Annotated in this window: 12 protein-coding genes; 10 read left to right on the top strand and 2 right to left on the bottom strand. The window is 38.5% G+C overall.

The genetic code is table 11. The features are described 5' to 3' along the window. Positions 1 to 13 precede the first annotated feature (13 nt). From IGI79_RS10220 to IGI79_RS10185, 8 genes are all read left to right on the top strand, one after another. Complete coding sequence (locus IGI79_RS10220) at positions 14 to 325, top strand: PTS sugar transporter subunit IIB (protein ID WP_104871789.1); 312 nt, start codon at positions 14 to 16, stop codon at positions 323 to 325. Then, positions 326 to 967 carry a 3-keto-L-gulonate-6-phosphate decarboxylase UlaD gene (locus IGI79_RS10215; protein WP_438845923.1) on the top strand — a complete coding sequence of 214 codons (642 nt, stop codon included), beginning with the start codon at positions 326 to 328 and terminating at the stop codon, positions 965 to 967. It begins immediately after the preceding gene. Between the two features lies 1 nt (position 968). Beyond that, the gene (locus tag IGI79_RS10210) at positions 969 to 1,820 is read left to right on the top strand and encodes an L-ribulose-5-phosphate 3-epimerase (protein WP_438845922.1); all 852 of its coding nucleotides are present in this window, start codon (positions 969 to 971) and stop codon (positions 1,818 to 1,820) included. A gap of 170 nt (positions 1,821 to 1,990) precedes the next feature. Beyond that, a complete protein-coding gene (locus tag IGI79_RS10205; RefSeq protein WP_271553633.1) occupies positions 1,991 to 3,061 on the top strand; it encodes an ABC transporter permease in 1,071 nt (356 codons plus the stop codon). A 15-nt stretch (positions 3,062 to 3,076) separates the two neighbouring features. Next, on the top strand, positions 3,077 to 3,745 hold the full coding sequence (locus tag IGI79_RS10200) for an ABC transporter ATP-binding protein (RefSeq protein WP_438845921.1): 669 nt from the start codon (positions 3,077 to 3,079) through the stop codon (positions 3,743 to 3,745). Positions 3,746 to 3,762: 17 nt separating this feature from the next. Then, positions 3,763 to 4,338, top strand: a complete 576-nt coding sequence (locus IGI79_RS10195; protein ID WP_104871784.1) for a TetR/AcrR family transcriptional regulator — start codon at positions 3,763 to 3,765, stop codon at positions 4,336 to 4,338. 532 nt (positions 4,339 to 4,870) lie between these two features. Further along, complete coding sequence (locus IGI79_RS10190; protein WP_438845920.1) at positions 4,871 to 7,459, top strand: glycosyl hydrolase family 18 protein; 2,589 nt, start codon at positions 4,871 to 4,873, stop codon at positions 7,457 to 7,459. A gap of 346 nt (positions 7,460 to 7,805) precedes the next feature. Beyond that, positions 7,806 to 10,088, top strand: coding sequence for a glycosyl hydrolase family 18 protein (locus IGI79_RS10185; protein ID WP_438845919.1), 2,283 nt, complete (start codon positions 7,806 to 7,808; stop codon positions 10,086 to 10,088). A gap of 127 nt (positions 10,089 to 10,215) precedes the next feature. Here IGI79_RS10185 and IGI79_RS10180 read toward each other — a convergent pair whose 3' ends face one another. Next, entirely contained in the window at positions 10,216 to 11,118 is a 903-nt protein-coding gene (locus IGI79_RS10180) for an N-acetylmuramoyl-L-alanine amidase family protein (RefSeq protein ID WP_438845918.1), read from the bottom strand. Between the two features lie 81 nt (positions 11,119 to 11,199). After that, positions 11,200 to 12,114, bottom strand: coding sequence for a ribonuclease HIII (gene rnhC / locus IGI79_RS10175; protein WP_438845917.1), 915 nt, complete (start codon positions 12,112 to 12,114; stop codon positions 11,200 to 11,202). Between the two features lie 205 nt (positions 12,115 to 12,319). Between rnhC and zapA the strand changes: the two genes are divergently transcribed. Together zapA and IGI79_RS10165 are read left to right on the top strand one after the other, a co-directional pair. After that, complete coding sequence (gene zapA, locus IGI79_RS10170; protein ID WP_104871779.1) at positions 12,320 to 12,754, top strand: cell division protein ZapA; 435 nt, start codon at positions 12,320 to 12,322, stop codon at positions 12,752 to 12,754. 29 nt (positions 12,755 to 12,783) lie between these two features. Continuing rightward, the gene (locus IGI79_RS10165) at positions 12,784 to 13,332 is read left to right on the top strand and encodes a CvpA family protein (protein WP_104871778.1); all 549 of its coding nucleotides are present in this window, start codon (positions 12,784 to 12,786) and stop codon (positions 13,330 to 13,332) included. The last annotated feature ends 46 nt before the right edge of the window (positions 13,333 to 13,378 follow it).

The following is a 13,378-nucleotide window of genomic DNA, read 5'->3' as shown; positions in this document are numbered from 1 at the left end:
GGAGGGAAAGCAAATGAGAATTTTAGTTTCGTGTGCGAATGGTTCTGGTACAAGTTTAATGATGATGCGTAGTGTGGAAAAGGCAATGAGAGAATTGAATATTACAGTAAGCAAAATCCATCATTGTCCGATATCTGAAGGTAAAAGTTCTGCTAGTCAGTATGATGTCGTGTTTACACCACTTAATTTTATGCCAATGTTCATGAAAGCAATCGAGCGAGGTGTGACGGTCGTTGGAATCAAAAATGTGATGTCACCTACTGAGATCTGTGAGAAATTCAAAGAAACAACATTGTACAAAGAATTGAAATCAAAGGAGAATTAGATGAAACGACCAAAACTACAAATTGCTTTGGATCATAACACGTTAGCATATGCATTAGCAGATGTGAAGAAAATTGGAGAAATCGTCGATGTGATCGAAGTAGGTACCATCCTTTGTCTCCAAGAAGGAAATAAGGCAATCGAATGTATGAGACAAATGTTTCCAGAAAAAACGCTCGTTGCGGATACAAAATGTGCCGACGCAGGCGAAACTGTAGCTGAGAACGTAGCGAAGGCTGGTGCTGATTTCATGACCGTGATCTGCTGTGCATCTCTTGCCACCATGCGAGCCGCACAAAAGAAAGTCAAAGCACTCCAAGTAGAGTTATATGGAGAGTGGACAATGGAACAAGCAAAACAATGGCGAGAAATTGGGATTTCTCAGGTCGTCTATCATCAAAGCAGAGATGCCTTGTTAGCTGGGGAAGTTTGGGGAGAAAAGGATCTGAAGCTCGTCCAACAATTGATCGATTTAGGTTTTCAAGTATCAGTAACTGGTGGGCTGTCAATTTCAACGTTAGCCTTGTTCCAAGGGATGCCGATCTTTCATTTTATTGTCGGTCGAGGATTGACGGCTTGTGCAGATCCTATCACGCAAGCACAAGCATTCCAAAACGAGATCAAGCGACTGTGGGGAGAATGAGATGGCGAGAATGGGACTTTACGAAAAGGCGTTGCCTAGCGGATGGTCGTGGCAAGAGCGGTTAGATGCAGTAAAAGAATTGGGGTTTGATTTTCTGGAAATATCGATTGACGAAAGCGAGGAACGATTGGCTCGTTTAGAATGGACAAATGAGCAAATCGCTGAGTTAAAGTTAGCAATCGAGTCTTCAGGTATTTCTATCCACTCCCTTTGTCTGAGTGGGCATCGGCGTTTCCCATTCGGTTCAGCGGATATCAAAAAACAGGAAAAAGCCTTATGTATGATGAAAAAGGCGATACAACTTGCGTATCGGTTAGGTATTAGGATCATACAAGTAGCGGGATATGATGTTTACTACGAAGAAAAATCAATAGAGACAAGAGAAGCGTTTATCAGAGGGATGCGTGCCAGTATCAAAGAGGCGGCACAATATGGGATAATTTTGTCGATTGAAGTCATGGATGACCCATTTATGAATTCGATTCGTAAGTTCATGGAGATAAAAAAACAAATTCCTTCTCCTTATTTACAAGTGTATCCTGACTTAGGAAATCTATCTGCTTGGCCAGAAAATAATGTAGCTATTGAAATTGAACAAGGCATCGAATACATTACTTCGATCCATCTGAAAGACACGCAACCAGTAACCGCAAATAGTAAAGGTAAGTTCAGAGACGTTCCTTTTGGACAAGGTTGTGTTGATTTTTTTGGTGTATTCAAAACATTGAAACGGGTAAATTACGAAGGACCTTTCTTGATTGAAATGTGGAGTGGTCAGGATAGTGATTATGAAAGTCAGATTTTAAAAGCGAAAGAATATCTATTACCAATGTTAAAAGAATCGGGATTTTAACCTCACTTTTTTGGTGAAACTTGGAAATAAACGATTGATATATTCCTTATTGAATATGATCAACTCAATTATTTATTCTTTTATTGATTATCCTGAGCAGATTATTCCTCTAAAAATTTATCAAGTGATAATATATATTTATCAGTTGATAAATTTTTAGGGGGAATTTTATGTTTTTAGCATTAAATGAAATCATTCATTCAAAATTACGCTACGCCTTAGTGACTGGCGTCATGTTTCTAATTGCGTACCTTGTCTTTTTTTTGACAGGATTAGCCTACGGGTTGGCACAAGACAATCGAACTGCTGTAGATAAATGGGAGGCAGATACCATTGTCTTATCCAAGGATGCCAATACAAACTTAGGGATGTCGATGATCACGAAAAAGATGGCAGAAGAAGTGAAGGGAGATCAAGTGGCTTACTTAGCTCAGACACCTGGAGTAGTCACGAGTCCAGATCGTCCCGATGCGGATAAAGTCAATGTAAGTTTTTTTGGGATTGACCAAAACCAATTCATCATGCCGAATATCGTGGAAGGAGAAGAATTCCAGTCAAACGATGAAGCAGTCGGTGATATCAGTTTAAAAGAAGAATATGGTCTGGACGTTGGAGATACGATCAAATTATCAGGAAGCGACAAGACATTTAAATTGACTGGATTTACTGAGAATGCCAAATTCAATGTCTCTCCTGTCGTCTATACAACGATCAATGCGTATCAAGAGATACGATTTGAGAAACAAGATGCAACTGATAATGCTCGTATTAATGCAGTGGTCGTGCGAGGAGATGTGGATAGCTTACCGGATGATCTAGAGAAAATCAGTATTTCGACATTTATCAATGAATTACCAGGATACAATGCACAAGTGTTGACGTTTGGTTTCATGATTGGCTTTTTGATCGTGATTGCAGCAATCGTAATCGGTATTTTCATTTATGTATTGACCATGCAAAAAATCAATATTTTTGGTGTACTGAAAGCGCAAGGCGTTACTGGTGGATTTATTGCACGTTCAGTAGTTGCCCAAACGTTCTTACTTTCATTTTTCGGTGTTGCTCTTGGATTGTTTGGAACGTTCGTCACTTCACTGGTTCTACCAGATGCTGTGCCATTCCAAAGTAACTGGTTGTTTTTCGGTGTGATTAGTGTGATGATGTTGATTGTCGCTATTTTAGGGGCACTCTTCTCTGTTAGAACGATCGTAAAAATCGATCCATTAAAAGCAATCGGATAGAAAGGAGAATGGGTAATGAAAGCAATTGAATTTATAGATGTTGAAAAAAGTTTTAAAGATGGTGATCAAACCATCCAAGCATTGAAAAAAACAAATGTCTGTGTCGATAAAGGGGAGTTTGTCGCAATCATTGGACCATCTGGTTCTGGAAAGAGTACTTTCTTAACGATTGCGGGCGGTTTACAGACACCAAATAAAGGGACCGTGAGAATCAATGGAGAAGATTTCAGTGAACAGCCGGAGAAAAAGCGAGTAAAATTACGCTTCAAGGAAATCGGATTTATTCTTCAAGCTTCCAATCTAGTTCCGTTTTTGACTGTCAAAAAACAATTAGTGTTGGTTGATAAGATCAAGCATGAAAATCGACAAGAGGAGGCGAAGGAATTATTCCAACAACTTGGTGTGGATAAACTCCTTAATAAGTATCCAGAAGATCTTTCGGGTGGTGAGCGACAAAGAGTGGCAATTGCTCGAGCACTATATAACGATCCTTCGATTATTTTGGCAGATGAGCCAACAGCTAGTTTGGATTCAGAAAAAGCAGTGGAAGTCGTAGACATTTTAGCGAAAGAATCCAAAGAGAAAAATAAAGCAATCATTATGGTCACTCATGATACCCGACTTATTGACAGATGTGATAAAGTATTTATGATAGAAGATGGTGTCTTTCAAGAAAAAAAATAAGTCAGAGGGTGTAAAAGTTGGTCCATCGATACAATAAGGATACACAAGAGAAAATTTTAAAAGAAGCAAATCGTTTATTTATGTCAAAAGGTTATCAAGGAACTTCAACACGTGAAATTGCTAAAAATGCTGGAATCACACAACCAAATCTTTATCATTACTTTAGTGATAAAGAAAAATTATATTGTGCTGTTTTAGAAGAGCATTTGAGTACTGTAGGCACAGACTTAAGAGCTATTCTGGAAGAGAACAAACTTGATTTTAAACAATCTTTGACTAAAATGACGAAGTATTTGATCGATACCCATCTTTTAGACCTATTTATGATGCACCATGATTTAAAATCAAACCTTTCGGCAGAGACACGAAATCATCTTTTTACCTTGTGGAAAAAAAGTTATCGTGAACCATTTGAAGTGATTTTTTCGAAAAATCAATCTTTGATGCGCGAACATGTCACGACAGAAATTGCGGCAAAGCACTTTTTTCTTTTGTTAGCACCATATATCACCGAATCTTCGAACTCACTTGAAAATCCATTTAGTGTGGAACGACTGATCGATTTATACCTTCATGGTGTGGTAGCTGATTAAATGCGGTTGTGACAGAAGTATCCAGATCTGAGAAAAAAGCCGAGAAACCCAAAAATTGTTTTTCAAATTTTGGGTTTCTCGGCTTTTTATGAAGGAGTCACTTCTGGAACATCGTTTATTTGATTTTTAAGATTAGAAACAAAAATGAATTTAATTTCTTGTTCTTTACACTTTTTTGTTATTATATTTTCTCTGATTGTTATTTTTTAATTAAAATAATGAGGGATATTTAATTTTTCTGGCAATTGAGAAAAAGAGGTGAAAAGCAAGTGATATAAAGATTTTTAATAATAACGATTATAAATTAGATAAATAACCGAGGTATTTTAATTTGTTTTTTAAATAATTTTAAGAAAACGGTTGAAAAAGCTATTTTCAGGTGATAATATTCTGTTAGCAACAAAAGTTTCACTGAGTTTATCTCACTATTTTAAATAAATAGAGGGGGAATGAATAACATATTTTGGTGTTTATTTTGTTACATAATTGTTTTTTGAAAAGTGAATAGTGTAAAAAGGGGAGAATTAAAAAAATGAAAAATGTTAAAAAAATTGGGTTGGCAGCAATGTTATTTTCTTCTGTTGTTTCAACGACGCTTCCGACAATTGGGGAATTGTCTATCGTCAATGCTGAAGAAATCCAACAAAAAGAACAGCAAGCAAGTTATAGAAACGTAATGTACTATGGTGACTGGTCGATTTGGGGAGGCGAAGGTAACTTTTATCCAAAAGATATCCCAGCAGATCAATTGACTCACTTGAATTTTGCCTTTTTAGATTTTGATAGTAATGGCGAACTAGTCTTTACTGATGCAGACGCAGCGACAGGCGCACCTGTAGGATTACCGGGCGTACAATGGAACTCTGCTAGTTCTGGTATCTTAAATGCGATTCAAGATTTACGTGGAAAAAATCCAAACATGAAAATTGGTGTTTCATTAGGTGGTTGGTCTAAATCAGGAGATTTCTCTGAAGTAGCAGCAAATCCTACGAAACGTAAGAACCTTGTAGATAATGTAGCAAAATTTATTAAATATACAAATATGGACTTTGTCGATGTTGACTGGGAATTCCCGGCAGACGTACGTCAACCAGATCTAGTGGATAACGTAAATGACGAAGGAACACCAAATGCAAAACCTGAAGATAAAGAAAATTACATAAAATTATTAGATGAAATTCGCGAAACAATTGATAAACAAGGCGAAGAATTAGGCAAAACATATGAACTGTCTGTTGCATTACCAGCAGCTCAAGGCAAATTAGATTCAGGTATTGACGTGAAACGATTATTTGATGTTGTCGATTTCGCAAACATCATGACCTATGACTTAAATGGCGCATGGTCAGATACAAGTGGTCACCATTCTGCACTTTACGGGAATCCTGCTGATCCTAATTATGATGAAGGCTTCTCAGTAGATCAAACAGTAGAATACCTACGTGGAAAAGGTGCAGCTTCAGAAAAAATCGTTATTGGAGCAGCATTCTATACTCGTGGATGGAACGAAGTGGCAAAAGGGGATAATGCAGAAGCACCGGGATTATTCCAAAAAGCAGAATTATCAAGTCAAGATGCCGATCAAACACCAAGTTACGGAGCGAAAAACAAAAACCCATTAAAAGTAGGTGACGGTGGACGAGCTAGTGGTGTATGGCCATACCGTGATATCGAAACGTTACTTGGTGATACATCTGGATTGAAAGAGTATTGGGATGATGTTGCGAAAGCACCATTTATGTACAGCGAAACAACTGGTGAATTCTTTACTTACGAAAATGAAAAATCAGTGACTTATAAAGCTGAATATGTAAAAGAAAACCAACTGGGTGGAATCATTTCATGGCAACAATCACAAGATAAAGAAACAACTGGTACAAAACGTGATAAGTTGACCAATGCAATCAAAGAAGGATTGTTAGGTAGTGAGAAACTTCCAGAATTTGAGATCATGAGCACACCACTGAATGTGGATGTTGAGATCTCAACTTATACACAATATGGCGTTAGTGGCTACGACGTAAAAATTACAAACAATGAAAAAATGGAAGAAACTTCTTCTGTATTGAAATTAGTTGAATTTTCACAAGAAACAATCAAATTACCTAAACTAGTGATTCCAATGGCGACAAATGAAAAGCTTGGCGCTGGTGATTACAAAGCAGGTACTGTAACAAATGTTGATGGCGCTGCAATCGTTGATTTGTCTTCTGTATATGATGGCAAAGAAATCGCACCAGGTGCATCTTATGAGTTCAGATTGAGTTCAAATGCTGCTGAAGCAGATGTCGCTGTTGACAATATCGATTCCATCACATTAAGCCAAAGAATTGGTGACGAAGGTATCGAAATCAATAAACAAGTGATCTTTGGTGAAGGTTCAACGACTGAACCAGGAACTCCGGATACAGAAGCACCTTCAGTACCAACAGGACTTACAGCTTCAACAATCGGTGAAACAAATGTTTCTCTATCATGGACAAAATCAACTGACGACAAAGGGGTCGCAGGTTACTACGTTTTCCGTGATGGCAAACAAGTTGGTCAATCAGCAACAACTTCATTTACTGACGCTGGATTAACTGCAGAAACAGAATATTCATATACAGTAAAAGCATTTGACCGTGCTGGAAATGTTTCAGAAGAAAGTAAAGCATTAGTTGTTAAAACGTTAGAAAAAGCACCAGTAGATACAGAAGCACCTTCAATTCCATTAGACTTGAAAGCTTCAACGATCGGTGAGAAAAATGTCTCATTGTCTTGGACTCGTTCTACTGACAATGTTGCAGTAGCAGGTTACTATGTTTTCCGTGATGGCAAACAAGTAGGCCAATCAGCAACAACTTCATTTGCTGATGCTGGGTTAACACCAAATACAGAATACTCATATACAGTAAAAGCATTTGATGCAGCAGGAAATGTTTCAGAAGAAAGCAAAGCATTAGTTGTCACAACTTTAGAAGAGACAACTCCTCCAGCTGAAGGTGAGTGGGATGCTAACAAAGTCTATGATTTAGGTGATGTAGTAACTCATAAAGGAAATACTTACCGTGCGAAATGGTGGACACAAGGTGATGAGCCAGGAACTGAACAATGGGGTCCATGGGAACTAATTGGTTAATTTAGATACAAAAAGAACAGGGCAGTTTGCCTTGTTCTTTTTTTTATAATGTTATTCTGTCGTTGTTATTTATCTTGTTTACTCAAATTTACCGAAAAAAACATGTTAGTTAAAAAATAAACAAAATCATATGGCTTAAAAATAACTTGAAACGCGAAAGATGTAATCGGTTGCAATTAGTTGCATTAAAAATAAATAAATGTTAAATTCATATTTGTAAGATGTTTCTAATTAAAATTTAGTTAATTTCTAATTTTCGAGGAGTGATAAAATAACTTTTAACCTGTGATTTTGGCGCGCTTGTTTTTCCGTAAAAAAACTGAGAAAAAAAGGAGATGAGATTGATATGAAAAGAATTAAGAGTATTAGTTTAGTTGCTTTGTTATTTTCTTCGATTGTTGCCATGACTTTACCAGCATTTAATGAGTCGCCAGAGGTTCATGCTGAAGAGGTGCGAGAAACTCAGGTAGCGCCTTATCGCAATGTCATGTACTATGGCGATTGGTCGATTTGGGGTGGAGAAGGGAATTTCTATCCTAAAGATATTCCAGCTGATCAAATCACTCATTTGAATTTTGCCTTTTTAGATTTTGATAGTAATGGCGATTTAGAATTTACAGATACGGATGCTGCTGTAGGTGCGCCTGTAGGACAAACAGGAGTCCAATGGAATTCTGCAAGTTCGGGTATCTTGAATGCGATCCAAGATCTGCGTGGGAAAAATCCTAATATGAAAATTGGTGTCTCTTTGGGTGGCTGGTCGAAATCAGGTGATTTTTCTGAAGTAGCGGCTGATCCAGTCAAAAGACAGAACCTAGTAGAGAACGTCACACGATTTATCAGATATACGAATATGGATTTTGTTGATGTCGATTGGGAGTACCCTGCAGATGTTCGACAACCTGACTTGGTAGACAATGTCAACGATGAAGGAACGCCGAATGCTGTACCTGAAGATAAAGAAAATTACATCATTTTACTAAATGAGATTCGCGAATCGATCGATGAACAAGGTGAAGAACTAGGTAAAACTTATGAATTATCAGTTGCACTACCTGCATCCCAAGGAAGATTATCTTCAGGGATAGATATTGACGGTCTATTTGAAGTTGTTGATTTTGCAAATATCATGACCTATGATATGAACGGTGGTTGGGGTGACCGCAGTGGACATCATACAGCGCTCTATGGGAATCCTGCTGATCCTAATTATGACCAAGGACTTTCGGTGGATCAGACGGTCCAGTTTTTACGAGATGAAGGTGCGCCAGCTGAAAAAATCGTGATTGGGGCAGCATTTTATACTCGTGGTTGGCATGAAGTGGCAGAAGGCAATGATCCGTTACTACCTGGATTGTTCCAAACGGCTGAACAGAGTAATCGAAATGCTGACCTATCGGCAACATACGGTGCGAAAAATAAAAGTCCGTTAGTTGTAGGGGATGGTGGTAGAGCCGGTGGTGTCTGGCCATATCGAAATATTCCAGATTTGATCAGTGCAACGAGTGGATTGACTGAATACTGGGATGATGTAGCGAAAGCACCTTACATGTATAGTACAGAAACTGGTGAGTTTTTCAGTTTTGATAACGTACGCTCGATCGGTTATAAAACACAATATGTACAGGAAGAACAACTAGGCGGTGTGATTTCTTGGATGCAATCACAAGACAAAGAAACGACAAGTACAAAACGTGATGAACTGACGAACGCGATCAAAGAAGGCTTATTTGGAAACACACCATTACCACAGCACGAAATCGTTAGTACACCATTAGACATTTCTGTGGATATCACCCCATATACAGAGAATAATGTAAGCGGGTACGAAATCACTTTGACAAATAATGAAACATTGACAGAAACGTCTACTGTACTAAGCGCTGTGGAAGCTGCTCAGAAAACAGTCAAATTGCCTAAACTTATGCTGGAGTTGAATAGTAATGAAACATTAACTTCTGGTAACTTCAAGGCAGGGGCTGTGACTACCACTAACGGCACGGTAACTGTTGATCTAGCCACCGTTTATGATGGCAGAGAACTTGCTCCAGGAGCTTCTTATGATTTCCGATTACAATCTGATACGTCACAGGTTTCGGTTGATCATATTGATGCGATCACTTTAAGTCAACGAATTGGGACTGACGGTATTGAGATCAATCGCCAAGTGATCTTTGGTGCAGAAGCGCCAGACCCTTCAGATGTTGTGGCACCGTCAATTCCAACAAATGTGGCAGCGACAACGATCAATGCTACAGAAGTGACGTTGAGCTGGACGGCTTCAACCGATAATCAGCGAGTAGCAGGTTACTTTGTTTACCGTGATGGTCAATTGGTCGGACAACCAAGAACGCCATCGTTTACAGATACGGGATTAACACCTGATACACAGTATACGTATACTATAAAAGCATTTGATGCCTCAAACAATGTTTCGGCAGCTAGTCAACCAGTGATCGTTCAAACCTTGGAAGACAGTGTACCTGGATATGCCGCATGGGATGCATCAACAGTCTATCTTTTGGGTGATAGAGTCACTCATTTAGGAAATACGTATCAGGCAAAATGGTGGACACAGGGCGATGAACCTGGCACTCAACAATGGGGACCATGGGAATTGATCAATTAGATCGTTTAAATATTAGCAGATTCAGGAGTAACCATTCACTGACAACTGGTTGCTGATGGAATCGAAATACCTCGTTGGGCTTGATGAAACATCAATGCCTAGCGAGGTTCTTACGTTTGGAAAAAAATCATTGATTGAAATAAGTGCGTAGCGCTTGTGTGATCGATTGTGCCAGTTGTTGTTGATAGTTAACAGTAGTCAGTGTTGCTAGATCTTCCTCATTGTTCATATAGCCCATTTCGATCAAGAGGGATGGCTGAAGGTTTTCTCTTAACACCTGATAGTTCCCTGTAGCAGTTCCACGAGAAGTAATGGGCAGATCCGCCAGTTCATCAGAAACAGTTTCCGCTAGACGTTGCTCACTATTGTAATAATAATAAGTGGTGGTACCAGTTGCTTCATTGGCCGATTCAGTCGAATCAGCATGTAAGCTGATAAAAAGGTCCGCTGCTTTTTCTTCACTAAATGCACAAATGTCATCTAATGAAATGTAGTCATCTGTTTCATGAGTCAAATAAACCGTTGCGCCAGCGGCTTCTAAACTCGTTTGTAATTGTTTTGCGGCAGCGAGTGTCACTGTCTTTTCTTCTGTATTTCCATCCGTGCTAAGTGCGCCTGTATCGTCACCTCCGTGTCCGGGATCTAGTACGATCACGGCTTCTGATAGGTCACTCGGTGTTTCTTGTGTCGAGCGAGTCACTGATGAGCCGTCCGTAAGCGATATATAACCTGTTTCACCATCATTCGTGGTAATTTTGTAGGCGTTGGCTGTAGTTGAAAGAAGCGTAGCCAGTTCACCAGCATTGACGGAAATAAGCGGTTCACTTAATGATTCGTCTGCATACAATGTGGCATCTTCTTTTCCGATTTTTATGAGAGCCTCTGAAGAAGAATCAGTTGTTTGTATGATGCTAGAGACACTGTTACTTGTCTGTTGTCTCGCATCTGTGTCTTGATTGCTAAGACCAAATTTGAAAAGGGCAATGATCCCGATCATACATATAAAAATAATTACTCGCATTTTTTTCATCGTTTTCACCTCTTGAACATGAGGATAAACAACAAAACTTAAATCGAACTTAAAGAAAATGAAACGAGCTAAAACTGAAAGCTAGTTGACTAACTTTTTGGCTTTTTCCGTGTTCGCAAAATGCAATTTTGCATAGTTTGCTAACAAGGCTTCGCCACCTTTTTTTAAAATCGTTGCAGCGACTTGGTCGGATTTGGTACCTGCACCAGAAGGAAGCGTGAGACCAAGTTCAGCAGATGCTTTGTCCAACTCTTCTAAAAAGCTTGCGCGACTAATGATCGAAGCCGCAGCAACAGCTAGATGATATTGTTCACCTTTGGTAACAAAGTAGAGTTTTTCGGTGATTTGATTTTTTTCTAAACGCGCGTATTTTTTAAAGTTGGCTTCCGGTGTGAACTGGTCGATCAAAATAGCATCCGGCTTGACGGGTGCTATTTTTTGTAACAATAAGTGGATAGCTTGATTGTGTAAAGCGACCTTCATTCTCACTGCATTATACGTAGGTTGGATCTCATTGTATTTTTTTGGTGGCAAAACCAACAATTGATAAGGGATCGTTTCCTTCAATACTTTGGCTAATTGGATAATTTGTGAGTCCTTTAATTCTTTTGAATCCTTGACGCCTAACGAGCGTAATTCCTTCAATTGTGTTTGATCGACATAGGCAGCACAGACAGTCAGTGGCCCAAAGTAACTGCCGTTGCCGACTTCGTCACTCCCTAAAACAGATAGTGTTTGTAGATCTTTGGGTAAGGAAGAAGTACTAACTTGTGTTGTTTTTTTAGGTGTCAGTGGGTCTCCCCATTTCGCAGCTTCTTGTTCGGCGCCATTACCTTGAAACATCACTTTTCCAGAAGTATACGCGGTGATCGTCGTGCCATTTTTTTTAGCGGAAAAATGCGTATATGGAATCGGCTTTTGTACTAAAAATGGGCGATATGCCTCTTTCATCATGTTCATTTGATTTGTTGTTACTTTTAAGATAATGTTACTCATGTTTTCCTCCTGTTGCGATCAAGTCGAACGAAAAGTTACATTTGACTAGATCCAGCTGATTTGAAATCAATGCACACATAGCATTTTTGCAAAGTTTATCATATAATAGTAAAGTATTTATAATGAAGTTTTTCGTGTACGGTTAATTGCTTAACTATATGGTACACTAGTTAATATTTTTGGCAATAGGAGGAGACAGATTCATATGGCACATGAAAAAACACGCTATAAAGCGGTGATTGCGGATCAAACGTATACTATTATCGGGCAAGAATCAAAACAGCATATGGATATGGTCACAAAATTAATCAATGAACAACTAGCTGAACTGAAAGAATTGTCCCCTCAATTAGACAATGAACAAGCAGCTATTTTATTAGCAGTCAATGCATTTTCAGATCAATTGAAAAGACAGGAAAAAAATTTGAATTTAATAAAAGAAGTCACAGAACTAAAACAAAAAATGGTGAGATTCACAGAAATGGAAAATCGCATCAAACGAATCGAAGCAATTGAAAACGAAGCGCGAGCAGTATTAAAAGAAAGTGGAAGCGACCATGAGATCAAAAATCATGTGGAAGCACAACAGATCCTAAATGAAAAAAGAAAAGGTCAAATCAAACAAAGATCTTCGAATTGATATTATTATAGAAGAGAAAGGAAGAATGTATGCTTAGTCTTTTGATTTTATTTATTTTGCTGATTGCATTTTTTTCTGGGGCAAGTCGCGGCTTTGCGCTACAGGGAATTTATCTGATTGGCTATTTTGTCTCATTTCTAGCAGCACAAACCTATTACAAAACATTAGCCAGTCATCTGCAATTATATATTCCTTATCCAGCGGTAACAGCCAATTCTAACCTAGTTTTTTTTGATCAAGCTTTTTCATTCAAATTAGATGAGGCGTTTTATGCCGGAGTGGCTTTCCTGATCATTTTATTTATTGGTTGGCTAGTCACACGATTCATTGGGGTATTCGCGCATGGGTTGACGTTTATTCCTGTACTAAAGCAATTAGACTGGGTGGCTGGAGGAATTTTATCCGTGATCATCACCTATATTTCGTTGTTTTTAGTTTTACGTTTATTGACGTTTATTCCGGTGGGATTTATCCAGAACCAGTTTAATGGCAATAATCTTGCAACATTTATGGTTGAACGAACACCTATTTTAGCAAATAAAATATATGATCTATGGGTAACACAAGTAATTAACTAAGTAAGAGATTATTTCTTGTCAATGACAGAGGCTATGAAGATGTTGG

Source organism: Enterococcus sp. AZ084 (assembly GCF_051714905.1).
GTDB lineage: Bacteria > Bacillota > Bacilli > Lactobacillales > Enterococcaceae > Enterococcus_B > Enterococcus_B pernyi.
The sequence above is the reverse complement of the archived record's forward strand: the minus strand, read 5'-3'. Positions and strand labels throughout refer to the sequence as shown.

Excerpts from the sequence above, each read along its gene's own strand:
- IGI79_RS10220 (WP_104871789.1), top strand. The coding sequence starts at position 14 with ATGAGAATTTTAGTTTCGTGTGCGAATGGTTCTGGTACAAGTTTAATG.
- IGI79_RS10215 (WP_438845923.1), top strand. The coding sequence starts at position 326 with ATGAAACGACCAAAACTACAAATTGCTTTGGATCATAACACGTTAGCA.
- IGI79_RS10210 (WP_438845922.1), top strand. The coding sequence starts at position 969 with ATGGCGAGAATGGGACTTTACGAAAAGGCGTTGCCTAGCGGATGGTCG.
- IGI79_RS10205 (WP_271553633.1), top strand. The coding sequence starts at position 1,991 with ATGTTTTTAGCATTAAATGAAATCATTCATTCAAAATTACGCTACGCC.
- IGI79_RS10200 (WP_438845921.1), top strand. The coding sequence starts at position 3,077 with ATGAAAGCAATTGAATTTATAGATGTTGAAAAAAGTTTTAAAGATGGT.
- IGI79_RS10190 (WP_438845920.1), top strand. The coding sequence starts at position 4,871 with ATGAAAAATGTTAAAAAAATTGGGTTGGCAGCAATGTTATTTTCTTCT.
- IGI79_RS10185 (WP_438845919.1), top strand. The coding sequence starts at position 7,806 with ATGAAAAGAATTAAGAGTATTAGTTTAGTTGCTTTGTTATTTTCTTCG.
- IGI79_RS10180 (WP_438845918.1), bottom strand. The coding sequence starts at position 11,118 with ATGAAAAAAATGCGAGTAATTATTTTTATATGTATGATCGGGATCATT.
- rnhC (WP_438845917.1), bottom strand. The coding sequence starts at position 12,114 with ATGAGTAACATTATCTTAAAAGTAACAACAAATCAAATGAACATGATG.
- zapA (WP_104871779.1), top strand. The coding sequence starts at position 12,320 with ATGGCACATGAAAAAACACGCTATAAAGCGGTGATTGCGGATCAAACG.
- IGI79_RS10165 (WP_104871778.1), top strand. The coding sequence starts at position 12,784 with ATGCTTAGTCTTTTGATTTTATTTATTTTGCTGATTGCATTTTTTTCT.